This window comes from Pedobacter nutrimenti (genome assembly GCF_003208655.1).
In the GTDB taxonomy this organism is placed as follows: Bacteria; Bacteroidota; Bacteroidia; order Sphingobacteriales; family Sphingobacteriaceae; genus Pedobacter; species Pedobacter nutrimenti.
Map to the genome: position 1 here is coordinate 145,599 of NZ_QKLU01000005.1, position 25,586 is coordinate 171,184.

The following is a 25,586-nucleotide window of genomic DNA, read 5'->3' on the forward strand; positions in this document are numbered from 1 at the left end:
ATGGATTTACAGTTAAAAAATAAAGTCATTATCATCACAGGTGGCGCCAAGGGGATTGGAGAAGCCATTACCAGATTGCTTGCGCAGGAAGGGGCACTACCTGTAATTATTGGCAGAAATGAATCCGATAACCTGAAATTAACAGATCAGTTGAGAAAGGAGGGGACAGAAGCTTATCAGATCCGGGCAGAATTGAAAAATCCCCGTGAAAGTGAGGCCGCTGTTCAACAGGTGATCCGGGATTTTGGCCGTATTGATGGCCTGGTGAATAATGCCGGGGTAAATGATGGTGTAGGACTGGAACACGGAACTTACGAGGGTTTCATGGAAAGCCTGCATAAAAATGTTGTGCATTACTATCTGATGGCCCATTTTGCATTACCGGCTTTAAAAAAATCGGGAGGGGCCATTGTAAATATAGGTTCAAAGACTGCTGAGACTGGTCAGGGAGGGACTTCGGGTTATGCAGCGGCCAACGGCGCAAGAAATGCACTAACCAGGGAATGGGCAGTGGAGTTATTGCCCTATGGTATCCGGGTAAACTCTGTAATTGTTTCAGAATGTTTTACCCCTTTATATCAGACCTGGCTAAATTCTGTAGAGCATCCCGAAGAGAAGCTTCAGTCTATTCTGCAAAAGATTCCATTAGGCAACAGAATGACCAGTGCAGAAGAAATTGCAAATACCGCAGTCTTTTTGTTGTCTGAAAGGTCAAGTCATACCACAGGACAATTGGTGTATGTAGACGGGGGATACGTCCATCTTGACCGGGCGATCAATAAGCTTTAATCATGAAAATTGGATTGTTCATACCTTGTTATATAGATCAGTTTTATCCAAAAGCCGCTGTAGCTGCTCTTGAGCTTCTGGAAAAAATGGGACTGGAGGTTTATTTTCCTAAAAACCAAACCTGTTGCGGTCAGCCCATGGCAAATTCCGGATTTGAACATCTGACCACAGGTTGTAACCGTTTATTTATAGAGAATTTTTCTTCTTTTGATTATATAGTTTGTCCTTCAGGAAGCTGCGTGATGCACCTGAAAGAGCATCTTCACTTATCCGGACATGATCAGCAGGCAAAAGCTATCCGGGAAAAACTATATGAACTCACCGAGTTTTTAACTGATATTTTAGAAATAAATGAGTTGTCAGCGAGTTTCCCATTTAAAGTTGGACTCCATCAAAGTTGTCATGGCCAGCGTGGGCTTAAACTTTCACAGATGACAGAACTGGTTGCACCGGCTTTTTCTAAACCGGAAAAATTGCTGGCGATGGTTAAAGGCTTGGAACTGATTCCTTTGAACAGAAAAGATGAATGCTGCGGTTTTGGCGGAACCTTTTGTGTGACCGAAGAAGCAGTATCCGTAAAAATGGGAAAAGACAGGCTTTCAGATCATCTCAGGAACGGCGCGCAGTACATTACTGCTACCGACCTTTCCTGCCTGATGCATCTGGAAGGGATCCTGCGACGTCAGAAAAGCAGTCTTAAAATTATCCATATAGCTGAAATTTTAAATCATCAACCGCTATGAAAGCTATGGAACATGCCCAGGCAGCAGAAGCCTTCATTCGCGATGAAGCCAGAACGGACTGGCATGATGAAACGCTGTGGTTTGTTCGTCAGAAAAGGGACCTTGCTGCCCAAGGCCTTCCGGAATGGGAACAGCTGCGGGACTGGGCCTCCGGAATTAAAAACCATACACTTTCCAATCTGAGCCAATATTTAGCGCTATTTGAAGAAAATGCCTTAAAAAATGGCATAAAGGTTCACTGGGCCATGGATGCGGTCGAACATAACCAGATTATCCATCAGATCATCAAAGAAGGAAAAATTTGCCGGATGGTCAAAAGTAAAAGTATGCTTACAGAAGAATGCCATCTGAATGCGTATTTAGCAGCCCAGGGTATCGAAGTTATTGATACCGATTTAGGAGAAAGAATTGTTCAGTTGCGCAAGGAAGCACCAAGCCATATTGTGTTGCCCGCAATCCATCTTAAAAAAGAGGATGTAAGTGATACCTTTAATGAATTTCTTGATACAGAAAAAGGAAACAATGACCCTCAATATTTAACAGAATCGGCCAGGCAACATTTAAGGGATTATTTTGTAGGTGCTGAACTGGCCATTACGGGTGTTAATTTTGCAATTGCGGAGACGGGAGGTTTTGTGGTTTGTACGAACGAAGGAAATGCGGATATGGGTGCCCATGCGGCAAATATACATATTGCCTGTATGGGTATTGAAAAACTGATTCCAAAAGCAGAGCACCTTGGAGTATTTTTGAGGCTTTTGGCGAGAAGTGCAACCGGACAGCCCATCACGACTTATTCCAGTCATTTTCACCGGCCCAGACCGGGACAGCAAATGCATCTGGTTATCGTTGACAATGGAAGAAGCAGACAATTAGGTCGAGCCGATTTCAGAAATTCATTAAAATGCATACGTTGTGCGGCTTGTTTTAATACCTGTCCGGTATACAGAAGAAGTGGAGGGCACAGTTATCATACAGCGGTTGCAGGGCCTATAGGCTCTATTCTGAATCCAAATATCGATATGAAGGCCAACGCAGACTTACCATTTGCTTCAACACTTTGCGGTTCCTGCAGCAACGTTTGTCCTGTGAAAATAGACATCCATGAACAACTGTATAAATGGAGACAGGTACTGGTGAAGGAAGGGCATGTCCCTTCTTCAAAAAAAACAGGGATGGCCGCAATGACGCTGGTACTTTCAAAGCCCACACTATACAGGTTAGCAGGAAAAATGGGTAGAGTGGCTTTAAAATATGCCCCATTTGTGGTCAATAATAGTTTAAACCCCTGGTACAAGCAACGGGATATGCCACAAGCCCCGGAAGAGAGTTTTAGGGAATGGTATCAGAAAAACAGAAAGTGATGAGCTCAAAAAACCGGATCCTTCAGGCGACGGCAGAAAATCAACCGACCCTGACACAATTGCCTTTTATTGATTTTGACAGCCTGATCCAATACCCGGATCCTGTGGCTGCTTTTGAAATGGTATTGAAAAAGATAGGGGGAGAAATTATCCATTTTAAAAACGAAGAAGAAATATTAAAATCTATTTCCAAAGCAGATCAGGATGGGGAATTTGTCCTAAATACCTTTAGACAACAGGAGGGAAGCTTAGCCCCGTTTAAAAATGCTTCTGCAGTTGAACTTGCGCATTTAAACCGTGTTTATCTTTGCGGAGCACTGGGTGTTGCAGAAAATGGAGCAATATGGCTTGATGAAAATGCCATGGTCAACAGGCTCCTGCCTTTTATTACCCAGCACCTGGTCCTGATCCTGAATGCGAAAAATATTGTCGCAACCATGAATCATGCTTACCAGAATATCCGGGTTGATGAAAGTGGATTTGGGACTTTTATTGCCGGTCCATCTAAAACAGCCGATATAGAACAAAGCCTGGTGATTGGTGCCCATGGCCCCAGAAGCCTTACTGTATACTTATTCCATAATTAAAACGCATTAAGAATGAAGAATTTTGCAATCTGTACCCTATTGGTTCTACTCGGCTTGAAAGTTAGTGTTTATGCACAATCTAAAGACCCCGGCTTACAACTTTGGTATACTAAACCTGCTGCAGCCTGGGAAGAGGCTCTGCCTTTAGGGAATGGCCGTCTTGGAGCTATGGTTTTCGGAGGAATTGGTAAGGAACGGTTTCAGTTGAATGACAATACCTTATGGTCTGGAAGTCCGGAGGATGGAAATAATCCCAACGGACCTGCAGTATTACCGGAAGTGCGACAGGCTGTTTTTGAAGGGAAATATGAGGAGGCTGCAAAATTATGGAAAAAAATGCAAGGGCCTTATTCTGCACGTTACCTTCCTCTGGGAGACCTTTCACTGGATTTTAAGTTAAAAGATTCAGCTACGGTTTCCTATAAAAGGATGCTGGACTTAAATCAGGCCTTATCAACAGTGGTCTATAAAATTGCGGGTATTACATATACCAGAGAATCTTTTATCAGTTATCCGGATAAAGTACTGGTGATTAAAATCAGTGCTGACCGGAAAAAGTCAATTCATCTGGATGCAGGTCTTAGCAGTAAACTGAAATATCTGATCCGGGAATCTTCCGGACAAGAACTGGTGTTAAGAGGAAAAGCACCAAAATTTGTTGCAAACAGGGACTACGAAAAAAAGCAGGTGGAGTATGATGACTGGAAAGGAGAGGGTATGAATTTCGAGATTCATCTTAAAGTACTGGCCACCGGAGGTATTGTCAAACGGGCCGGGGAGGTGTTGAACATTAACGGGGCAGATGAAGTGGTCCTGTTTGTTAGTTCGGGTACCAGTTTTAATGGTTTTGATAAATCTCCTGGTCTGGAGGGAAAAGACCCGGCCCTGGAAGCTGGACAAAATATGCTTAAAGCAGGCGTTAAGGATTACCAGACTTTAAAAACAGCACACATTAAGGATTACCAGCGTTTGTTTAAAAGGGTGACCTTTAATTTGCCTGTGAATGCAGAAGCCATGAAACTTCCGGTCAATGAAAGAATGATCCGTTTAAATAAAGGTGCTTCGGATAACCATCTTCAAATGCTTTACTACCAGTTTGGGCGATACCTGATGATCTCCGCTTCAAGAAAGGGCGGGCGGCCAACAAATCTTCAGGGAATCTGGAATGATATGGTACAACCGCCATGGGGAAGTAATTATACCACCAATATCAACACAGAGATGAACTACTGGCTGGCAGAGAATACCAATCTTTCAGAATGTCATGAACCGCTTTTTAATTTTATGAAGGAATTGGCTATTAACGGGGCTAAAACAGCCAGGGTAAATTATAATATCCAGCAAGGCTGGGTGGCACATCACAACTCAGATCTTTGGGCAAAAACTTCTCCTCCGGGCGGTTATGACTGGGATCCAAAAGGGATGCCAAGATGGTCGGCCTGGCCGATGGCAGGTGCATGGTTTTCACAGCATTTATGGCAGCATTATCAATTTACAGGAGATGTGCAGTTTTTAAAAAAAGAAGCTTATCCTTTAATGAAAGGGGCCGCAGAATTTATGTTTAACTGGTTGGTGAAAGATAATAGCACTGTTTATTATGTTACCAATCCTTCAACCTCTCCTGAGAATACCGTTAAAATAGAGGGAAAAGAATACCAGCTGACCAAGGCGAGCACGATGGATATGTCTATCATCAGGGAACTGTTTTCCAACACGGTCAAAACTGCAGAAATCTTAAACACAGATCCGGAATTCAGGGGAAAACTTGAAAAGGTCATTCCCTTGCTTTATCCTTATCATATTGGCCGTTACGGGCAATTGCAGGAATGGTTTAATGACTGGGATGATCCAAAAGATAAACACCGTCACCTTTCACATCTTTTTGGTTTATATCCAGGGGACCAGATCAGTCCTGCGAAAAGCCCTGAACTTGCCGCGGCGGCAAAACAATCTCTGATTTTCAGGGGAGATGAAAGTACAGGCTGGTCAATGGCCTGGAAAATCAACTGGTGGGCCAGGTTATTGGAGGGCAACCACGCCTACAAAATGATCCTTTCGGGTTTAAATTATATTGATCCAAATCAGAAAAAAGAACAGATGAGCGGAGGAGGGGCCTATCCAAATCTCTTTGATGCCCATCCACCTTTCCAGATCGATGGTAATTTTGGTGCAACGGCCGGAATAACGGAAATGTTGCTGCAGAGCCACAATGGTGACATCAGCTTATTACCTGCCCTACCTGATGCCTGGCCGGAAGGCGAAATTAAAGGCATTAAAGCCCGTGGAAATTTTGAGGTCAGTCTGAAATGGGCGAAAGGGAAACTCTCCGGTGCCAAAATTCTTTCCAATGCAGGAGGTATATGCTTGCTCCGCAGTAATACACCTGTAAAGGTTGTAGAGGTAAAAACCATTACTGGGGGAAATAATCTGCTCCTGAACAATGTTTCTTCTGGGAAATATGAAAAAGCTGCCGGAGCGGGACTTCAGCAGATCAATGTCCCTGGAAAATATCTGATCCGTTTTGACACGCAAAAAGGAAAAACTTATACCATAGTGCCGGCTGTTTAAACCAATTTTAACTGTCTTTTGTAATCTGAAGGGTTGACTTTCAGTATTTTTTTAAAGATTTTGGAAAAATGATGCCGGTCTGAAAAACCGCATTCAAAAGAAATTTCGTCCAGTGATTTATTACTGTGGTGCATCAGGTTGCAGGAGGCCTGTATGCGCAGTTTTAGAATATATTGTTGTGTAGGAATACCAGTACTCAATTTGAAAAGCCTTGCGAAGGAATTGGTCGCCATGTTGGCCGCATCTGCAAGCTGCTCATTGGTGATTTTCTTTTTGAAATGAAGCTCTATGAATTTGATTGATTTCAGTATCCTGTGGTCAATATTTCCGGATTCCCAAATGTCATTGGGGAGCTGAAGCAAACAGTCGGCAATCAGTTGTTTTGTTCTTAAACATTCCTGAAAACTGGTTATCCTGTCTGCAATACAGGCTTCCTTGATCTGAGCAAGAAGTAGGCTGTTGTTGGCATTGAATTTTACTTCATGGATGCCATTGTTCACAAAGTCCAGGGGATAACCAAGAGAGAAATGGATAAAAAGATGGTCTACCTTCCCTCTGGACTTTAAGGTCTCCAGATGATCGTTCCTTCCAAACTTTCTGCCTTTAATGGATTCGTCTCCCGTGCTGTTACTTTGTTTTAACTGGGAGGAAAAGGAGGTATTGGGCGGGATAATGAGCAGCATGTCTTCGTTCAGCTGGATGGTTTTGTCTTTATAGTTAATGGTTGAGCCAGAGATGGAATTATGATATATTCTCCAGAAGGGTACTTTTAGATCGTTACATTCCCATTCTTCCAGAATCCAATAGCGGCAGCAAAATAGTTTAACACTAACATCTTTAAAATTCTGATGTACATCAGAAGGATCAATTTTTATTTCTTCACTGATCTTTCTCATTTTATGATGTTTGTTTTGTACATATTTTTGCTCAGAATAGACAACTCTATTTCAAAATAAGTTTATCAACTTTAAAAAACAAATATAAACCAAATATAAAGTTTAACACCTTTTGAGAATTGCGCGGGCGCCGATATTCTGTAAAATCTTTATGGCCAATTTTCTTTTAGCCAGAGATTTCCGGACCCAGCAATGCAAAGGATTAAATGCAGAGCGTATGAAACCACAATTACTAAAAATTTCAAAAAATCCTACCCAGTCTTTTAGTGTACGTCATGATTTGAAACCAAGTATGAATAACAAGTTTCATTATCATCCGGAAGTTGAGCTCATTCATTTTGTAAAAGGCAGGGGTGCGCAATTTGTAGGGGACAGCATCACCGACTTTCAGTCAGGAGATTTGGTTCTGGTTGGGTCTAATTTACCACATTATTGGAGATTTGATGAGTCTTTTACAGAAGGAGAGTCGGGGAATTATGCAGATGTAAGGGTTGCTCATTTTTCGGAGAGCTTTTTAGGGGAGTATTTTTTGAACCTTCCTGAAAACAAGCCACTCAAAGACCTGCTTGAAAAAGCAAAACGGGGAATTAAGGTAGAAGGAAAAAACAAGAAAAAAGTAACAGATATATTGGGGCATATGTTGAAAGCAGAAGGAACTGACCGGATCATTTATTTGATTCAGGCCTTGCTGGAAATTAGTAAATGTGATCAGTTGGAACTTTTGTCTTCTATCGGTTTCTCTCAGGTCAAAGAGGAAATCACCAACGACAGGATTAAAGATATTTACGATTATACCTTTGCCAATTTCCGGAATAAAATTCATTTAGAAGAGATTGCTGATATTGCCAGAATTAGCCCTAATTCTTTCTGCAGGTATTTTAAGTCCTTTACACAAAAAACCTACTCCCAGTTTTTAACTGAAATTAAGGTTGGTCAGGCATGTAAATTGCTAATTGATAATAGGTTAAATATTAAACAAGTATGTTATGAAAGCGGTTTTAATAACTTTGCAAGTTTTCATAAGTGTTTTAAGGGCATTACTGGGAAAAGTCCATTGACTTATCAGAAAGAATTTATGGCCTCCTAAGCAATTACAGGCTAAATACCTGTTTTGAAATTTACCTGACAACTATTTGTTTTGCTAAAATAGCTGAATCTAAAGCTAAATATGGGAAATGGATAGTTGTTTTTTATTGCTTATTTGCCCCCCTCACCAAACCAAAAGACCATGAACCATTCAATCTCTAGAGCCATTACCCTGGGCTTTATGCTTTCTTTAAGTGCAGCTGCAACTGCCCAGGTCCAGGGCGACGAAGATAAGGATATGTACAATAAAGCCCAGTTAAGGGATCAGAAAGAAATAAATAAAGCAGAAAATGGCTGGTGGAAACTTTCTATGGAAAAACATGATCAGCGGCTTCGCTGGTGGAGAGATGCTAAGTTTGGAATGTTTATTCATTGGGGTGTTTATTCCCAGGCAGCAGGAGAATGGAAAGGAAAACATGTGAATGGCTATTCTGAGCATCTGATGCGGAAGGAGAAAATTTCCAGGGCGGATTATCTTGATCTGGCACATCATTTTAACCCTGAGCAATTTGATGCGGATAAATGGGTCAGGATGGCTAAAAATGCGGGAATGAATTATCTGATCATAACGGCTAAACATCATGACGGTTTTGCGATGTACCCTTCTAAAGTTTCTTCATTTAATATTTCTGCGCAGACACCTTTTAAAAGAGATCCGATGGCAGAACTGGCTGCGGCAGCAAAAAAATATGGTGTGAAATTCGGATTTTATTATTCACATGCTTTTGACTGGGAAGATCCGGATGCACCGGGAAATGACTGGGAGTATCAGAACCCTGGTGGAGACAGGCTGATTGGTGGTGCGAACTGGTACGACCAGCACCCGGATTGGCTGCCTAAAGCTGTTAAATATGTAAACGAAAAAGCAATTCCTCAAATTCAGGAGTTGATCCGTTTGTACCATCCTGATATCTTATGGTTTGATACACCACATAAACTTCCTTTTTCAGAGAACCTGAGGATACTGGAAGCCATACGCAAAGCAGATCCTGATGTTGTGGTAAACGGAAGGCTGGCCAGGAATGGAAATACAAATTATGGCGATTATAAAAATACCGGGGACAGGCCTGCAGAATTCGCACCAGTGAACGGAGACTGGGAAGCGATTCCAACAACCAATGAATCTTATGGGTATTCAAAAAATGATCATAGCCATAAATCTGCCGGATTTTTTGTCCGGTTACTCGCAAAGTCTGCTTCAATGGGGGGGAATCTGTTATTGAATATCGGTCCAATGGGGAATGGTGTTTTTGATTCCAGGGACACCAGAATTCTGGAGTCCATAGCTGGATGGAATAAAAAGAATAGTGAAAGTATATATAAGGCCTCTAAAACTCCTTTGCCTTTGCAAAGCTGGGGGGTAACGACCCTGGGAGAAAATAAACTCTATCTACATGTATTCAACTGGCCCGCTAACGGCCAGCTTGCTGTTGGAGGAATCGTCAGTGGTGTGGGAAAACCTTATTTTCTTTCGGATCCATCAAAAAAAGAACTTTCCGTTCAACAGAATGGATCCCAGGTGCTTGTTCGTTTGCCTTCTGTAATGCCGGATAGTTTGAACACTGTAATTGTATTGCCTTTAAAAGAGAAGCTTAAAGTAGACTCCATGAGGTTGGTCGCCTATGCAGGTTTAAGTACGCGTTTGCTTGCTTTTGATGCAGTGCTGGAGGGACAGGGTTTTAAATTTGGGGATGGTAAAACCAATAAGTATTATGTAGACGGCTGGAAAACAACTGCCCAAAGCATCTCCTGGAATTTTAAAACATCTGCTGCGGCGGAATATCAGGTGTTTATCAAATACATTCCAACTGAGAATAGCAGTAAATACGTTTTTCAGGCAGATCAGTCCAATGCTCAAAAAGAAACCTTAAGCCTACCAAAAAGCACAGAACCAGTGCGGGAAGGTTTGGGTAAAATCAAACTGGATGCCGGATTACATCATTTGAGTTTAAAAGCTGTTGAGAAACCGAAAACAGAGGTGATGAAGTTACTGGAGCTGGAACTGGTTCCTGTGCCTTGATTTTATGTACATATTGTTTAATAATAAGCCAAGGGACTAAAACCTTGCAGACTTAAATAAAGTAAATTTATAGATGATCAATTCTGAACAAATGAAAAGAACCACAATAACCATAATGATTTTGCTGCTGACCTGTAGTCAGATGCTGTTTGCCCAGGGAAAACTGTCTAAAGACGAAAGAATGAAATGGTGGCGTGAAGCCCGTTTTGGAATGTTCATCCATTGGGGGGTATATGCACAATGGGCCGGTGTTTATCATGGTCATGAACAAACCAGAGGTGGGGCAGAGTGGATTATGAACCGTTCTAAAATTCCGGTGGCCGAATATCAGGCTAAAGCCAAGGAATTTAACCCGACCAGTTATAACCCTGATCTTTGGGTAAAAATGGCTAAAGATGCAGGAATGAAATACATTGTCATTACTGCGAAACATCATGACGGTTTTGCTTTATTTAAATCCGATGCCAGTAAATGGAACATTGCTGATGCAACAGCTTATGGTAGAGATTTGTTGAAACCTCTGGCAGCAGCCTGCAAAAAATATGGAATAAAACTGGGTTTTTATTATTCACATGCCCAAGACTGGAACAATCCAGGGGGAGCTGCCGCCAGAAAATTGATGAGAGAAGGCTGGGCAAATCCCGATTCTACTCAGATAGATGCTTATACGCAAGCGCATAATGGACATTGGGACCCAGCGCAGGAAACAGCAACCTTTGATCAGTATATAGACAAGGTTTCAGTTCCCCAGGTAAAGGAATTACTAAGTAATTATGGAGATATCGCCGTATTATGGTGGGATACGCCTACAAATATGACCGATCAGGCTGCCCAGAAACTTCAGGATGTTTTAAAACTCCAGCCTGGTATCATTACAAATGATCGTTTAAAAAGACCAAATTTTCCAGGGGATACCAAAACTCCGGAACAAAAAATACCAAGTAGAAAAGACCTTGACGGAAAAGACTGGGAAACCTGCATGACCATGAATGGGACCTGGGGGTACAGGACCAAAGATACCAATTGGAAAAGCACCGAAACACTGATCCGTAACCTTGCCGATATTGCTTCAAAAGGAGGTAATTACTTGTTAAATGTCGGGCCAAAACCAGATGGGACTTTTCCTCAGGAAAGTATCGACCGTCTTGGCGAGATTGGCAAGTGGATGAAAACTAACGGGGAGGCCATTTATGCAACAAAGGCCAATCCATTAGAAGAAGTGAGTTGGGGCCGGATCACCAGTAAAGAAGGACCGACAGGCACAGTATTATACTTAACGGTATTCAATTGGCCAAAAGACGGTAAACTGGAGATTTCTGGTCTGGAAAATAAAATTCAATCGGCTACAGTGATTGCGAATAAGCAAAAATTGAAATTTGAAGGAAATACAATTGTTGTGCCTTCACAGGCACCGGACGCAATTGCATCGGTGATCAAAATAGAAGTTACAGGCAAAATTAAGGCTAAAGCACTGGAAGGCGGGAATATGAAAAGCGGGGCATTGGATTAAATGTTGTTCCAATAGCTGATGAGACGTAAATATATCTTGCTGCTGTTCTTTAATGTCCTGCTGACAACTTCGGCTATAGCGCAACTGGATAGTAAGGATTACATCTGTAGTTATGGTAACCTTAACCATTCTATGGAGCTCATTAAAAACAAAAAAGCCATTTGTGTGGCTTTTTTGGGTGGTTCTATTACGGATATGAAAGGATGGCGGGCTTTGATTATGGACTACCTGCGAGAGCAGTACCCTGAAACTTCTTTTAATTTTATCAATGCAGGTATCCCTTCATTAGGCAGCCTGCCACATGCATTCCGTTTAAAACATGATGTTCTGGAAATGAATGTTCCCGATTTGATGTTTGTTGAATCGGCTGTAAACGATAGCGGTAACGGGACCCCGGAAAAAGTGCAAAGAAGGGCTCTGGAGGGGATTATAAGGCATTCCAGAAGTATTAATCCAGATATGGATCTGGTTATGATGGCATTTGCCGATCCTGATAAAATGAAAGATTACCAGCAAGGGAAAATTCCGTTGGAGGTAAGGGTACATCAGGAAATGGCCCGGCATTACCATTTGACTTTTATAAACCTTGCCAGAGAAGTCAGCGACCGGATTGCCGCTGGAGAATTTAGCTGGGAGAAAGATTTTAAGAACCTGCACCCATCTCCCTTTGGCCAGGAGTTGTACGCACATACCATGAAAATTTTATTTCAGCAAACCGGGTATGATCATGATATAAAATCTGAGGGGCTACTTGAAGTGATGGATAAAGGAAATTACAGCAGGGCAGACTATCTTTCTCCAGGTAAAGCGGTTCAGTTGAATGGCTTTGTATTAAATAAAAACTGGTCCCCCTCAGATAGCGCCCGAACCAGGAGTGGTTTTGTGCACGTGCCTGTTTTGGAAGGCAAAACTCCAGGGGCCTCATTTGTACTGGATTTTAAAGGAGCAGTAATTGGTCTGGCCATGCTTGCGGGACCCGATACAGGGATGTTGGAATACTGGATTGATGGAAAACAATATCCTGTCATAGACTTTTATACGCGTTGGAGTAAAAACCTGCACCTTCCCTGGTATGTCCTTCTTGCGGATGATCTTGGAGAGGGTACTCATCGGCTGGAAGGGAAAATCAGTAAAGCCAGAAATCCCGATTCAAAAGGGCATGCACTAAGAGTAGTTAATTTTCTAGTGAATTAAAATGAACGTCTTAAAATATCAGCTTTTGACTTTTTTGATGCTGCTGTGCCTGGTGCAGAAGCTTCGGGCACAAATACGGATTGCCTGTATTGGGAACAGCATTACCTATGGTTCTAAATTGCCGGACCGGTTGGTACAATCTTATCCTGCTCAATTGCAAAAAATGCTGGGACCAGCTTACCAGGTTATGAATTTTGGGGTAAGTGGCGCAACCTTGCTTAAAAATGGAAATAAACCTTACTGGAAAACACCAGCGTACCAGGAAGCTTTAAACAGTGAACCCGCAATTGTACTGATCAAACTGGGAACCAATGACAGCAAATTGATCAACCGTAGTTTTTATCCGGAATTGAAAATCAATTGTAAAGAAATGATAAGGTCCTTTGGGGACCTTAAATCAAAGCCTAGAATCATTTTGCTTACACCTATAGCTGCTTTTACTACAGACAGCAGTCAGATATGGGACATTGCCATCAAAAAATCAATTATTCCGGCCTTACAACTGGCGGCCTATGAAGAAGGTGTGGAAATCATAGACCTGCATTCCCTTTTTCTGGATAAGGAAAATTTATTGCCAGATAAAATACATCCCAATGTAACCGGGGCAGGGGTTATTGCCGGAAGGTTAAAGGAACAGATTTTGAATGTACAGCGTTCAGATTTCAATTTGTCCGGAAAACTCAAAGGGCAAGTTATAACAGGTTCTTTTTATGGCTTTAAGGATAACGAATTTTTATTTAAGGGGCATAAGGCACATCTAGTTCAGCCTAAGTTTTCAGCCAAAGGGCAGCCCTGGGTCTGGCGTTCCCGCTTTTGGGGACATGAGCCCCAAACCGATATTGCTTTGTTGGAAAGAGGGTATCACCTGGTGTATTGTGATGTTTCAGAATTGTTTGGCAATGCCCAGGCCTGTTTGGTGTGGAATGATTTTTACAAATACCTTAGGAAATTAGGTCTGGGTCCTAAGGCCGTATTAGAGGCAATGAGCCGGGGAGCAGTATATGCGTATAATTGGGCTGCGGTCAATCCGGAAAAAGTAGCTTGTGTCTATGCGGACAATCCGGTATTGGACATGAACAGCTGGCCGGGTGGTTTTGGAAAAGGCCCGGGAAGTAAAAAAGAATGGGAAATTTTTAAAAGGGACTATGGCTATGCTACCGATGAGCTGGCAAAAGCTTCTCTGGAAAGTCCCATCCATAAAACCAGTCTGATTGTGAAAGGTGGTTATCCTTTGTTGCATGTTTGTGCAGATGCAGATGAACTGGTTCCATTTGAAGAGAATACGGCTGTCTTTGAAAAACTCATTTTGAAGGCCGGTGGAAAGATTACCCTGATTCATAAACCGGGAGGAAAACATCATCCCCATAGCCTTCCCAATCCGGAGCCTATTATAAGTTTTATCCTTAAGTCAAATTCATCTTTATGAACCGAAAAATAAAAATTGTACTGGCCTTATCTGTACTTTTAACCGGGCAGTTGTACGCCCAGGAGCAGGATCCTGCGATGTGGGATAAAAGGGTCAGCGGAAAAGAAAATCCCAATTTGAAGTGGTTTAAGGAAGCGAAATTTGGCATGTTTATTCACTGGGGGCTATATTCTAAACTGGCAGGAGAGTGGAAGGGAAAAAGATATTATGGCAGTGGGGAGTGGATTATGAACCAGGCTAAAATACCTGCTGCTGAATATGCAAAGGAAGCAGAGCGTTTTAATCCGGTTAATTTTAATGCAGATCAATGGGCAAAACTGGCAAAAGATGCCGGCATTAAATACATGGTGATTACCGCAAAACATCATGAAGGCTTTGCGATGTACGATTCAAAGGTAAGTGATTTCAATATTGTAAAAGCGACGCCCTATAAAAAGGATCCTATGAAAGCGTTGGCAGAAGCCAGCAAAAAAGAACATATTCCCTTTGGTTTCTATTATTCCCAGTTTATTGACTGGCATGAGCCCGACGGAGGAAAGAACAGCTGGGATTTTGAAGAATCGAAAAAGGACTATCAAAAATACTACAGGCAAAAAGCCATACCACAACTGAAAGAGTTGCTGAGTAATTACGGACCATTAGGCATCGTTTGGTTTGATATGCCTGGAGGGCTTAGCAAAGCGCAGACCCAGCAATTGGTGGACAGCCTGCACCAGTTGCAGCCAGGAAGTTTATTCAGCAGCAGGGTAGGACAGGGCCTGGGTGATTACCGGGACTTTGGAGATTCTGAAATTCCGGATGTCCCTGTGAAGGATATGGTATGGGAATCTATTTATACTCATAATGATTCCTGGGGTTATATAAAGCATGACATGAACTTTAAATCTCCGAAAGAACTTATTCAGCTTCTGGCCAGGGTTGCTTCAAAAGGAGGAAATCTTATGCTCAACGTAGGACCTGATGGTACCGGAAATATACCTGTTTACTCCGTTAAGTACCTTTTGGAAACCGGGGCCTGGTTGAAAAAAAATGGAGAAAGTATCTATGCCACTAGCTATGGTCTGGTGCCGGCACAGCCCTGGGGCGTGACCACAAGTAAAGCAGGTAAACAATTTCTTCATGTACTGAACCGGCCTGACAATGGCCAGTTGCTGGTGCCTGGTTTTAACGCAATGGTGAAAACTGTTTATGCCCTGGATGGAGGAGCTAAGGTAAAATGGATAAAAAAAGGATCAGACCTGCTGATCAACCTGTCGGAATTCCAGGTCATAAGCCCAGACCGGGTATTTGTTGTGGAATACCAGGGAAAGATGACAGATCGTTCAGAGGATCAGACCAGCACCGTGTCTCCGGAGTTTGAACAGAACAGCCTGAATGCCGTTTCCGCTAAAGTAAATGGATCAGCGGAAGTAAAGAGTTTGACCTATAGCCATTACTATGGGGACTGGAAGCATACCACCTGTATTACGGGGTTGAAAACAACCAATGATAGTGCGGTCTTTAAAATAAGGGTTACGGCGCCCGGAGATTACAAGGTGGAACTCGAGTATGCTTGTCCTCAAGAAAGTTCCAGACAGGAGGGGAAAATGGCTTTTAACGGAAAAGAATATCTGTTCAGGACCCTTCGTACTTCAGAATTTGAAAAAAGCGCTCCACTGTTTATTCCCCATGCCATTGCAATCATTTCTGTGGAACGGGCTGGAGAATATAGCTTATCGATAAGCCCAGTCCAAAACGGAAAGGAGTTATTTAAATTGAAGTCTGTTTTATTAGTACCCATTAAATAATGCCAAGGAGTCTGTTTTTAGTTTGTCTTATTGCCTTCTGTTTGTTTGGTGTCAAAGGCACAGCCCAGGTAGCAAAACCCTTTTTTATCCTGGATATGGTGCATCACAATCCGGGAGAGCCGCTGACCAAAACCCTCTTTTCAAATCCATCCTATTTAAAGAGTTATGGTTTCAATGGTCAGGTGCTTAACGATTTTGTTTTTGCCCACGCTGCCCTGACTTTTGACAAGCTGAACCCTGAAATTTTTCCTGAAGGATCAAAGCAGAGGGTTTGGGTAATGGAAGCTGCAAGGCGTATCCGTGAAAATATTAAAGCAGCACACCAGGCAGGTCTTAAAGCTTATTATTTTACAGATATTATTGTGTTGCCCAAGAGGTTGGTGGAATTATATAAAGATGAAATTTGCGATGAGAAAGGGAAGATTTCATTTGAACGGCCTAAAACGATAGAAATTCATAAAATAATGCTGGAGGAATTGTTTGAGACTTTTCCGGAACTCGACGGACTGGTGATCCGCACGGGTGAAACCTATTTGAATAATGTACCTTATCATACAGGAAATAACCCCATTACAAAAGGAATTGAAAGTCATTTGAAACTCATTCGTCTGTTGCGTGAAGAAGTTTGTGTAAAGCACCATAAAATGATTTTTTACCGGACCTGGTTGTCTGCAGGGATGCATGAAAAACCAGATGTTTATCTGAAAGTGACCAGTCAGATTGAGCCTCATCCGGATTTGGTGTTCTCCATTAAACATACATCTGGTGATTACCAAAGAACTTTAGATTTTAACCGTACTTTAGGTATAGGAGACCATTCTCAAATTGTTGAAGTACAATGCCAACGGGAATATGAAGGTAAAGGCGCTTATCCAAATTATATTGCTCAGGGTGTGATTGATGGTTTTGAGGAATACAGTACAAATAAACCTCAGTCAGGTTATAAATCTTTGAATGATCTGAAGGATAATCCCAATTTCAGGGGAGTGTGGACCTGGTCCAGAGGAGGTGGATGGCTGGGACCTTATGTCAGTAATGAATTTTGGATGAAACTCAATACTTATGTGTTGAGCCACTGGGCAAAAAACACCAGACAAACAGAACTGGAGGTGTTCAATCAATTTATGGATGAAAATGGCATACTGGGGACAGACCGGAAAAAATTCAGGAAACTTTGCTTGCTTTCCGCAGGAGCGGTTTTAAGGGGGCACAATAGCGCCGTTTTAAACTGGGATAACAATTGGGTTTGGTGGATGCGCGACGAATTCCTGAGCGGTACAGATGCAGGTCGTTTGGTTACAGCATTTAAAACATTGTATCAGCGGGGAGAACTTGATAAAGCTGTTTCAGAAAAACATGAAGCAGTCCGGTTATGGGAACAGATCAGTAAGCTGAGCCGGGAGATAAAGTTGAAAAATAGAGCAGATCAATCCTATCTTTCCGTATCTTCTGATTATGGGTTATTGTTGCACCAGATCATTGCAGAAGGCTGGAGCATTATGGCTTTGGGCTATGTCGGGGACCAGACAGGAACATACGATAAAAGAGCATTACGAAACGCTGTTCTGCGGTATGATGAAGCCTGGAAAATGTACCGTCAGTTAAAAAAAGACCATGCGGATTGTGCTACTTTATACCAGCCTTACGCTTTTGATTTTAAGTCTCCGGGCTATCACAATTCAGTTGGGATGGAAGCGGCAGTAAATAAATACAGACTAATTAGTAATTTAGTTGATTGATTTAAATATTTGATTTTTAAATATATATGATTTTTTGTAAAAAAACATTTCTCCTTGCCTGTATGGCACTGACTACAAGCCAAATATTATTTGGTCAGCAAAAAAATATCTACCATAAAGGTTGGGTAGACTTTAATAAGAATGGAAAAATGGATGTTTTTGAAGATCCTTCCAAGGCGGTCGAGTTGAGGATAAAAGATTTGTTAAGTCAGATGACACTTGATGAAAAAACCTGCCAAACGGCAACACTTTATGGTTACGGACGATTTCTGAAAGATGAAATGCCTACTGCAGAATGGAAGACAAAAATATGGAAAGATGGTATTGCGAACATAGACGAAGAACTCAATAGTCTTGCGTATAACAAAAAAGCGGTAACAACTTATTCTTATCCTTTCAGCAAGCATGCCAATGCCATTAATACCATACAAAAATGGTTTGTTGAAGAAACCAGATTGGGTATTCCGGTGGATTTTACCAATGAAGGAATTCATGGTTTATGTCATGATCGTGCCACTCCTCTTCCTGCGCCGATTAACATAGGTTGTACCTGGAACAGGGAGCTGGTTTATAAGGCAGGAAGCATTGTAGGGCGGGAAGCCAGGGCACTGGGCTATACCAATGTATATGCACCTATTCTTGATGTAGCCAGAGACCAGCGTTGGGGCAGGGTGGTGGAATGTTATGCTGAAGATCCTTTTTTGATTGCAGAGCTGGGCAAACAAATGACCATGGGGATCCAGGACCAGGGGGCTGCAGCTACCTTAAAACATTATGCCGTTTATAGTGTTCCAAAGGGTGGAAGAGACGGAAATGCCCGTACGGACCCGCATGTGGCACCAAGGGAACTACATCAGATGTTTCTTTATCCTTTTAGAAGGGTGATCCAGGAAGCACATCCAATGGGCGTAATGAGCAGTTATAACGACTGGGACGGGGAACCTGTTAGTGGAAGTTATTATTTTCTGACAGAATTGCTGCGTAAACAGTACGGTTTTAATGGTTATGTGGTTTCGGATAGTGAAGCTGTGGAATTTCTTTCCAGCAAACATCATGTGGCCGGAGATTATAAGGAAGCAGTGAGGCAGGTTATTGAAGCAGGCCTGAATGTAAGGACACAGTTTAATATGCCAGATACTTTTATTATGCCGCTACGGGCACTTGTTAAAGAGGGTGCAGTATCCATGAAGACACTGGATGAACGGGTTGGGGATGTATTGAGGGTAAAGTTTAAGCTCGGGCTGTTTGACCGGCCTTATGTAGAGGATCCGGGTTCGGCAGACCGGAAGGTACATACCAAAGCGGATGAAGAAATCGCCCTGCAACTGAACAGAGAGTCTATGGTGCTACTGAAAAATGATAAAGGTCTCCTTCCTTTAGATATAAGCCGTTATAAAAACATTTTGGTGACGGGCCCTTTAGCCGAAGAAGTGAATTATACAACAAGTCGTTACGGACCTTCCAACAATCCTGTAACTTCTATCCTGGAGGGACTTAAGACCTATGCGAAAGACAAGGCCATCATTAGTTATGAAAAGGGATGTGAAGTCATTGATGCCAAATGGCCGGAATCGGAAATTATTCCGGCCGAACTGACAAAGGCAGAGCAAGAGCAAATTCAAGCTGCGGTTGTCAAAGCCCGAAATGCCGATGTTATTATTGCAGTAGTTGGTGAAAGTGATCAGCAGGTTGGCGAAAGCAAATCCAGAACAGGTTTAAACTTACCAGGGCATCAGCTTTTATTACTGCAAGCTTTGTATGCGACTGGTAAACCTGTAGTAATGGTTATGGTCAATGGAAGGCCACTGACCATTAACTGGGAAAACAGGTATTTACCCGCTATACTTCAGGCTGGTTTCCCCGGCCCCTCTGCAGGAAAGATAGTTGCGGAAACTTTGTTTGGAGATTACAACCCTGGCGGAAAACTCTCTATGACCTTTCCAAAATCTATCGGTCAGATTGAATTGAACTTTCCTTTTAAACCAGGTTCACAGGCCGGACAAAGTAAAAAGGACGACCCCAATGGCACTGGAAAAACAAGGGTTCTTGGGGCGCTATACCCATTTGGTTATGGGCTGAGTTATACTACTTTTGAATTTAGCAACCTTCAGGTGGGACCCCAGCAAGTTCATGCGCAGGGCGATGTTCAGGTGAGCGTGGAAGTGAAAAACACGGGACAGAGAAAGGGAGATGAAGTGGTGCAGCTGTATTTAAAAGATGAGGTTAGTAGCGTAACCACCTATGAGTCGGTATTGAGGGGATTTGAAAGGGTGAGCCTCGAACCAGGTGAAAGTAAAACACTTAAGTTTATCCTGCATCCGGATGATCTTGCCTTATTGGACAAGAATATGAACTGGACAGTAGAGCCTGGAAGATTTCAGGTCATGATTGGGAATTCATCTGAGGATATCCGGTTAAAAAAAGAGTTTACTGTAGTTGAGCCCGGAGTGATCCTGAAGTAGTTTTTGTAATGCTAAAGTCATAGTATTGAATAGTTTAGTGTGAAGAATTTGTTTTCAATTGAATACCTTAAATTTGAGTAGAAGCCGGTGTTTGGATGATCCATGGTTCCGGCGAACAGAAGGAACATTCATAAATATCGATAGATGAAAACAAATAATCGACGGAAATTTTTGGAAGACACTTTTAAGTTGTCCATTGGAGCGGCTGTTTTACCAATGTTAAAGCCTTTTGATGTCTTTGCAGACGAAACTCCAAAAACAAAAACAGAGAAAAAAAATGCACTTGCATTTGCACAGGTTCCTTTAACTTATGGTTATAATGGCCTCGAACCCTACATTGATGCAAAGACCATGGAAATCCATTATACCAAACACCATGCGGCCTATGTGAAAAATGTAAATGAGGCCATAGTGGCCGAGCATCTTAATTTTAAAAATGAGGGCGAATTTTTTGCGCAGGCTTCCAGCCTTTCAGCAAAAGCCAGAAATAATGGAGGAGGGGCCTGGAACCATAATTTTTTCTGGGAATCCATGAAGGGGGGTGGGGCAGCTGCGCCATCGGGTTTACTTAAACAGGCGATCGATAAATCCTTTGGCTCTTTTGATCAGTTTAAAGACCAGTTTAGCCAGGCTGCAATGGGCCGTTTTGGTTCTGGTTGGGCCTGGTTAATTAGCGATCAGAATAAAAATCTTAAAATTACCTCTACCCCAAATCAGGATAATCCTCTTATGGATGATGTTCCCGTTAAAGGGCTACCATTACTTGGGCTTGATGTTTGGGAGCATGCTTATTATCTCAAGTATCAAAACAAACGAAATGAATATGTTGCAGGCTGGTGGAATGTCGTAAACTGGGATGCGGTTTCCAAACGTTTCGTTTAAAGTCTCTTTTAAGATAAATACCATTAACAACAGGTATTGGCCACTTTAAGGTCAATACCTGTTTTGTTTTTACTTAATTGCCATATTTGATAAAGGTGGCAATCATTCTTTTCTCTGTATGATTGCTGACCTGGGTTTGGGAATTGTGTTTATTTTCCCGATCGCCCTTTTTTGTTGTTCCTGAAGTGGTTTCGGTAGAACCAGTTACTTTCTCTATTACCTTTATAATCATACCGTCAGCACCCTTTTGCTGGGCCATTTGCATTAAACGGGATTGAGACTTTTCCATAGATTCCGGGCCGATGTCATTATCCGCCGTTCCCATTGTTGTGTATGGCTTTTTCACATCGGCGGCATCCATGTAAACATCCACATTTTGGGTGGGCGCATAGGTTTTTCCGTAATAAGTCGGGGCACAGGAGGTGATGGCCAGGGACAGTACTCCAAATAGCTGGATTAACGTTGTTTTTCTCATTTTTTTTAGTTTAATAAGCATACTCCATTAATGGCCGGGGAGCATAAATTGAGAATAACTTTGTTTTTATTTAAATTGTTAAATAATTATTTAATAAGTCAAATGTAGTGATTAATAATTTCATTTTCAAAGTATTGGTTTGTTAAGAAAATGTTAAATGTTGGTAGATTGGCTTATTTCAATTAAACTGAATTGTTTAAACATATACTGTTTTACTGAGTTTGTCATTTAAAATATAGGGTTTTCTCTGTTTGAAATAGTGTTTCGTATAAATTACAGTTTTAGATCGTTCATTTAAACAGGATTTCCATTAAAATTGCGGCTCACCAGTAAATCTTAGGGCCTTATGTTAAAGCATTTTTTCAGTTTAGCTGTTTTTCTTCTTCTGGTTTTTTTTGTTAAAACAGGCTTTGCTCAGACAATTTCTTCCAAAAAGCACCGGCCAAACCTATTTGCCGAAAAGGATACCTTAAGTTATAATGACTATTTGTTGTCTATTGAAAGAATCAGCGAATTGTTGGATGCCTCCTATACGGAAGCTGAATTCGGGGCCGGGACTTTCCTCTTATTTGGAGAAATGGAGGAAACTCAAAAAAGTCTCCATCTAATTGTCGGCAACTTAAGAGAAACAAGCAACAATGTACGTAATCAGCAGATGTACAGGAAAGTCTTACAGGAACTCCAAACACAGATTGAAGGACAGAATAAAACACTCAATTCAATAACGGGAAATTTGGAAAAGGTTATGGACAAGGTTACTGCCATAGGGAAAGACGCGGTTTTTATCAAATTAATTCAAGATAGTCTCATCCGTGGGCAATTTGCGAACGAACTGAATGGTTTGAAGCTTAAATACAAAAGCACGGATAGCCTATTTAAAAATAACATGAGGACTTTGAATTTGAAGAAAAGAGAAACTGTACGTCGAAAAATGACGGTTTCAAAAGCCCAGATGCAGGTGAAAGATAAACTAGGCAAGTCTGGTATTACCCTTTTCGGAGATGAGTATCCATCCATATGGGATACCGGAACTGGTTTACAGAAGTCTTTGAGTGCATCTAATATAAGAGGTAAATTTGAATTGGAGCAGGCTGCTTTTTCCTATTACTTTTCCTATACTTCTGGTAATTTGTTTTTTTTGTTGCTTGTGCTGGCCCTTTTTTATGTCTGGATAAGACGAAATATGCGCCATTTAGACAAAAGAGAAAAACTAAAATCTTTGGAAATGTTTCATTTTTCCTATCTCGATAAAGGAATTTTACTTCCTCTATTTGCATTTGGTTTGAACTTGTTGATTGTTAGTAATTTATATGCACCAGCAATTTATATAGATTTTTTACATCTGGTTTTATTAATAGTGATTTTCTTTTTATTTAAAAAGGAAGGTAAATCTTTGCTGGCACGGAATTGGGCAATTTTAAGTTTGTTGTTTCTCCTGATCTGCTTTCTGGATCTTTTTGTAAAAGTGAGTTTCTGGCAACGTAGCCTACTTTTGCTTATTAATCTCTTTTGTTTGTTTTATGGACGGCTGCAATTGAAAAAATCTCTTAAAGAAGAAGTTGGGTTACCTGTCTTGTTCAGGTTGGCCAACTGGATTTTTATTGTATTCAATTTCCTTGCTCTGGTCTTTAATCTTTTTGGAAGAGTTTCATTGGCAAATACACTTAGCCTGACAGCAATGATTACATTAACTCAAATCATTATCTTGTCTGTTTTTCTTAAAATTACCATTGAAATAATTTTGCTTCAAATCTATTCCATAAGGATAAAAAGAGGAATAGAAAACATTTTTGATTTCGAAAGCCTGTCCCGGAATTTAAGAAAACCATTTTTATTGTTGATCATCAGTATGTGGGTTATTGTAATAGCCGCAAATCTGAATACATGGGAGGCACTTAGAGGGGCGCTTTCTGATCTTTTGGGTAAAGCCATTACCATTGGTAACATTACTTTTAGCATGGGGAGTGTGCTGCTCTTTTTTATCATTGTATGGATTGCACACCTGCTTCAAAAGTATGTCGCTTATTTTTTTGGAGAAGTAGATGATCAAGATGCAGAAAATGTCAATAAACGTCAGCATTCAAAACTTCTTGTAACCCGGTTGATTGTTCTTGTGTCAGGTTATCTTTTAGCCATAGCCGCTTCAGGCATGCCTCTGGATAAACTCAGCATTGTGATAGGTGCGTTAGGAGTTGGGGTGGGGCTAGGACTTCAAAACATAGTAAACAATTTCGTCTCAGGAGTGATTCTTATTTTTGACAGGGAAATACACGTGGGAGATGTGATTGAAGTGAGCTCACAATCCGGGAGGGTCAAATCAATGGGCCTTCGAACCACCAAAATAGATGCGGCCAATGGGGCTGAGATTATTATTCCTAATGGCAATATACTTTCTCAGAATATCACAAACTGGACCTATTCTAATAATTTTAAAATGGTGGAGTTAAGGTTCAAGCTTAACGGGCTGATTCTGGCAGAAAGTATTTCTGAAGTTATTAAACAAAGCCTCGGAGAAGTTCCAATGGTTTATTCAGAAAAAGAGCCACAGATTTTTTATCATGCTGTTGCAGAAGACAACTATGAAATTGGTTTGAAATTCTGGTGTAACATTTATAGAACAGAAGAGGGGATCAGTAATGTTCGTCTTGCGCTCTATAGGAATTTTAAGTTAAGTAATGTTGTTTTAACTTAAGGGCCATTCAGCGGGCCAGAGAAAACTTTAATAACCGGTTTGCAGTTCGGTGCCAAAAACGAGGGTATTCCCATCTGGATCATGGACAGCAAAATCGCGCATTCCATAGTAACGGTCTTCAAGTGGAACATCTATAATTGCACCATTTTTTGAGATTTCATTAAAATAAGTGTCAACTTCATCACAGTTTATGCAAAAATGGGCCTGGCCAATTGTTTTTTTTCTACCTGGATTTGTCGGGCCGCTTAAATGGATACAGACCTCATCCATAACCAGACCGGCATAGGTTTCCAATTTGAAATCTTCCTTAAAACCTAAAACAGATTTGTAATACTGTAAGGAGGTATTCAAATCAGAAACATGAACGACAATTGCGGTACTTAAAGCTTTCATAAAAAAATGATCATAAACTTAACAAATAAAATTTTTAAATGCGTTATTATGACGATCTCTTCTTGATTTTTTCAAAGCATTATATTTAAGATTTTATTGTGTCAGGCACTTGTATTTGTTTATCTGTTGAACACATTAAAACGTTTCATTTGTTTAATAAAAAATGAAAACAAGATGTCTCTGCGGGATATGGATGGAGATATAAGATTTTTGGGATTGTCTTTTCAAAGAAAACAATAAAGGAAAAGTATGATGGTACATAATTATAGTTTAAGTAATGAAGAAATAGTAATCAGATTACTTGTTGCAGCAACACTTGGTGGACTGATCGGTTGGGATAGGGAAAGAAAAGATGGTGTAGCAGGGTTGAGAACGCACATGCTCGTTTGTGTTGGGGCTTCTTTGATGATGATCGTGTCTGCATTTGGATTTAAGGATATTCTCGGACAACCTTCAGTTGTCTTGGATCCATCCCGTATTGCCGCTCAGGTAATTAGTGGAATAGGTTTCCTCGGAGCGGGCACTATCTTATTTCTCAGGCCACAAATCATAAGAGGGTTGACTACTGCAGCTGGATTATGGAGTGTTGCCGGTATAGGACTGGCAGTGGGTGGAGGATTGTATGTCGCCGCTATTATTGCCACTGCGTTAATATTTGTCATATTGGCATTGATAAAACCATTTGAGAAGAGATTTTTAAAAAGTATAAAGGGGAGAACATTGGTCGTTCTGTACAATTCAAAGATCATAAAATTGGCACAAATAGAAGGAATTATGGTCAAAAATGAGTTGGTTGCCAGTGAAATTCTGATTCATTGCAGCAATGAAAATGCCACAGATGAGTTAACCCTGACTTTTGATCATAAAACTCCAATATCTAAAATCCTGCAGGCTATCGATGAATTAAAAATAACGACGGGAATAAATGAAATAACCTCAAAAATGCGGTAAGTAAAATGCAACAAAATGTTTA

The 25,586-nt window shown here is 41.2% G+C and carries 19 protein-coding genes; 16 read left to right on the top strand and 3 right to left on the bottom strand.

Annotated features, from left to right (window positions below; translation table 11 throughout):
* Genes B0O44_RS15505 through B0O44_RS15525 form a run of 5 tightly spaced genes read left to right on the top strand, consistent with a single transcriptional unit; the run spans position 1 to position 6,051 of the window.
* Complete coding sequence (locus B0O44_RS15505) at positions 1-789, top strand: SDR family oxidoreductase (RefSeq protein WP_110832507.1); 789 nt, start codon at positions 1-3, stop codon at positions 787-789.
* Positions 790-791: 2 nt separating this feature from the next.
* A complete protein-coding gene (locus tag B0O44_RS15510; protein ID WP_110832509.1) occupies positions 792-1,532 on the top strand; it encodes a (Fe-S)-binding protein in 741 nt (246 codons plus the stop codon).
* Positions 1,529-2,896 carry a lactate utilization protein B gene (locus tag B0O44_RS15515; RefSeq protein ID WP_211321389.1) on the top strand — a complete coding sequence of 456 codons (1,368 nt, stop codon included), beginning with the start codon at positions 1,529-1,531 and terminating at the stop codon, positions 2,894-2,896. The genes B0O44_RS15510 and B0O44_RS15515 overlap by 4 nt, the downstream gene beginning before the upstream one ends.
* Positions 2,896-3,483, top strand: a complete 588-nt coding sequence (locus tag B0O44_RS15520) for a LutC/YkgG family protein (protein ID WP_170123347.1) — start codon at positions 2,896-2,898, stop codon at positions 3,481-3,483. The genes B0O44_RS15515 and B0O44_RS15520 overlap by 1 nt, the downstream gene beginning before the upstream one ends.
* Before the next feature lie 12 nt (positions 3,484-3,495).
* Positions 3,496-6,051, top strand: a complete 2,556-nt coding sequence (locus B0O44_RS15525; RefSeq protein WP_110832513.1) for a glycoside hydrolase family 95 protein — start codon at positions 3,496-3,498, stop codon at positions 6,049-6,051.
* Here the strand turns inward: B0O44_RS15525 and B0O44_RS15530 are convergent.
* Positions 6,048-6,947, bottom strand: coding sequence for a helix-turn-helix domain-containing protein (locus B0O44_RS15530; protein WP_110832516.1), 900 nt, complete (start codon positions 6,945-6,947; stop codon positions 6,048-6,050). The two genes, B0O44_RS15525 and B0O44_RS15530, sit on opposite strands and share 4 nt — an antisense overlap.
* Before the next feature lie 217 nt (positions 6,948-7,164).
* Between B0O44_RS15530 and B0O44_RS15535 the strand changes: the two genes are divergently transcribed.
* The 9 genes from B0O44_RS15535 to B0O44_RS15575 all read left to right on the top strand — a co-directional run bounded on the left by B0O44_RS15535 (position 7,165) and on the right by B0O44_RS15575 (position 21,053).
* Positions 7,165-8,034, top strand: a complete 870-nt coding sequence (locus tag B0O44_RS15535) for an AraC family transcriptional regulator (protein WP_110833021.1) — start codon at positions 7,165-7,167, stop codon at positions 8,032-8,034.
* Positions 8,035-8,175: 141 nt separating this feature from the next.
* Positions 8,176-10,053, top strand: coding sequence for an alpha-L-fucosidase (locus tag B0O44_RS15540; RefSeq protein WP_110832518.1), 1,878 nt, complete (start codon positions 8,176-8,178; stop codon positions 10,051-10,053).
* Positions 10,054-10,144: 91 nt separating this feature from the next.
* Positions 10,145-11,563: an alpha-L-fucosidase gene (locus B0O44_RS15545; protein ID WP_110833025.1), complete on the top strand. Its 1,419-nt coding sequence runs from the start codon at positions 10,145-10,147 to the stop codon at positions 11,561-11,563.
* Between the two features lie 18 nt (positions 11,564-11,581).
* Positions 11,582-12,757, top strand: coding sequence for an SGNH/GDSL hydrolase family protein (locus B0O44_RS15550; RefSeq protein ID WP_110832520.1), 1,176 nt, complete (start codon positions 11,582-11,584; stop codon positions 12,755-12,757).
* Position 12,758: 1 nt separating this feature from the next.
* Positions 12,759-14,183, top strand: a complete 1,425-nt coding sequence (locus tag B0O44_RS15555; protein ID WP_110832522.1) for a GDSL-type esterase/lipase family protein — start codon at positions 12,759-12,761, stop codon at positions 14,181-14,183.
* On the top strand, positions 14,180-15,970 hold the full coding sequence (locus B0O44_RS15560; protein WP_110832524.1) for an alpha-L-fucosidase: 1,791 nt from the start codon (positions 14,180-14,182) through the stop codon (positions 15,968-15,970). The genes B0O44_RS15555 and B0O44_RS15560 overlap by 4 nt, the downstream gene beginning before the upstream one ends.
* The gene (locus B0O44_RS15565; protein WP_110832526.1) at positions 15,970-17,709 is read left to right on the top strand and encodes a hypothetical protein; all 1,740 of its coding nucleotides are present in this window, start codon (positions 15,970-15,972) and stop codon (positions 17,707-17,709) included. Before B0O44_RS15560 ends, B0O44_RS15565 begins: the two co-directional genes overlap by 1 nt.
* Positions 17,710-17,771: 62 nt before the next feature.
* A complete protein-coding gene (locus B0O44_RS15570; RefSeq protein WP_211321390.1) occupies positions 17,772-20,171 on the top strand; it encodes a glycoside hydrolase family 3 N-terminal domain-containing protein in 2,400 nt (799 codons plus the stop codon).
* Positions 20,172-20,315: 144 nt separating this feature from the next.
* A complete protein-coding gene (locus B0O44_RS15575; protein WP_110832530.1) occupies positions 20,316-21,053 on the top strand; it encodes a superoxide dismutase in 738 nt (245 codons plus the stop codon).
* A gap of 73 nt (positions 21,054-21,126) precedes the next feature.
* On the opposite strand, the gene B0O44_RS15580 is transcribed toward B0O44_RS15575, so the two are convergent.
* Positions 21,127-21,528 (bottom strand): hypothetical protein, encoded by a 402-nt coding sequence (locus B0O44_RS15580; RefSeq protein WP_146229851.1) that lies wholly within the window; start codon positions 21,526-21,528, stop codon positions 21,127-21,129.
* Between the two features lie 346 nt (positions 21,529-21,874).
* Between B0O44_RS15580 and B0O44_RS15585 the strand changes: the two genes are divergently transcribed.
* A complete protein-coding gene (locus B0O44_RS15585) occupies positions 21,875-24,220 on the top strand; it encodes a mechanosensitive ion channel family protein (protein WP_110832534.1) in 2,346 nt (781 codons plus the stop codon).
* 27 nt (positions 24,221-24,247) lie between these two features.
* Here the strand turns inward: B0O44_RS15585 and B0O44_RS15590 are convergent, their stop codons facing one another.
* On the bottom strand, positions 24,248-24,613 hold the full coding sequence (locus B0O44_RS15590; RefSeq protein WP_110832537.1) for a VOC family protein: 366 nt from the start codon (positions 24,611-24,613) through the stop codon (positions 24,248-24,250).
* A 249-nt stretch (positions 24,614-24,862) separates the two neighbouring features.
* Here B0O44_RS15590 and B0O44_RS15595 point away from each other — a divergent pair, with 249 nt between their 5' ends.
* Positions 24,863-25,564, top strand: coding sequence for an MgtC/SapB family protein (locus B0O44_RS15595; protein ID WP_245943677.1), 702 nt, complete (start codon positions 24,863-24,865; stop codon positions 25,562-25,564).
* Positions 25,565-25,586: the final 22 nt, after the last annotated feature.

Bases quoted from the DNA above. Each gene is read 5' to 3' on its own strand.
- B0O44_RS15570 (WP_211321390.1), top strand. From the start codon at position 17,772: ATGGCACTGACTACAAGCCAAATATTATTTGGTCAGCAAAAAAATATC.
- B0O44_RS15560 (WP_110832524.1), top strand. From the start codon at position 14,180: ATGAACCGAAAAATAAAAATTGTACTGGCCTTATCTGTACTTTTAACC.
- B0O44_RS15515 (WP_211321389.1), top strand. From the start codon at position 1,529: ATGAAAGCTATGGAACATGCCCAGGCAGCAGAAGCCTTCATTCGCGAT.
- B0O44_RS15545 (WP_110833025.1), top strand. From the start codon at position 10,145: ATGAAAAGAACCACAATAACCATAATGATTTTGCTGCTGACCTGTAGT.
- B0O44_RS15580 (WP_146229851.1), bottom strand. From the start codon at position 21,528: ATGAGAAAAACAACGTTAATCCAGCTATTTGGAGTACTGTCCCTGGCC.
- B0O44_RS15530 (WP_110832516.1), bottom strand. From the start codon at position 6,947: ATGAGAAAGATCAGTGAAGAAATAAAAATTGATCCTTCTGATGTACAT.
- B0O44_RS15585 (WP_110832534.1), top strand. From the start codon at position 21,875: ATGTTAAAGCATTTTTTCAGTTTAGCTGTTTTTCTTCTTCTGGTTTTT.
- B0O44_RS15535 (WP_110833021.1), top strand. From the start codon at position 7,165: ATGAAACCACAATTACTAAAAATTTCAAAAAATCCTACCCAGTCTTTT.
- B0O44_RS15540 (WP_110832518.1), top strand. From the start codon at position 8,176: ATGAACCATTCAATCTCTAGAGCCATTACCCTGGGCTTTATGCTTTCT.
- B0O44_RS15595 (WP_245943677.1), top strand. From the start codon at position 24,863: ATGATGGTACATAATTATAGTTTAAGTAATGAAGAAATAGTAATCAGA.
- B0O44_RS15550 (WP_110832520.1), top strand. From the start codon at position 11,582: ATGAGACGTAAATATATCTTGCTGCTGTTCTTTAATGTCCTGCTGACA.
- B0O44_RS15565 (WP_110832526.1), top strand. From the start codon at position 15,970: ATGCCAAGGAGTCTGTTTTTAGTTTGTCTTATTGCCTTCTGTTTGTTT.
- B0O44_RS15575 (WP_110832530.1), top strand. From the start codon at position 20,316: ATGAAAACAAATAATCGACGGAAATTTTTGGAAGACACTTTTAAGTTG.
- B0O44_RS15505 (WP_110832507.1), top strand. From the start codon at position 1: ATGGATTTACAGTTAAAAAATAAAGTCATTATCATCACAGGTGGCGCC.
- B0O44_RS15525 (WP_110832513.1), top strand. From the start codon at position 3,496: ATGAAGAATTTTGCAATCTGTACCCTATTGGTTCTACTCGGCTTGAAA.
- B0O44_RS15590 (WP_110832537.1), bottom strand. From the start codon at position 24,613: ATGAAAGCTTTAAGTACCGCAATTGTCGTTCATGTTTCTGATTTGAAT.
- B0O44_RS15520 (WP_170123347.1), top strand. From the start codon at position 2,896: ATGAGCTCAAAAAACCGGATCCTTCAGGCGACGGCAGAAAATCAACCG.
- B0O44_RS15555 (WP_110832522.1), top strand. From the start codon at position 12,759: ATGAACGTCTTAAAATATCAGCTTTTGACTTTTTTGATGCTGCTGTGC.
- B0O44_RS15510 (WP_110832509.1), top strand. From the start codon at position 792: ATGAAAATTGGATTGTTCATACCTTGTTATATAGATCAGTTTTATCCA.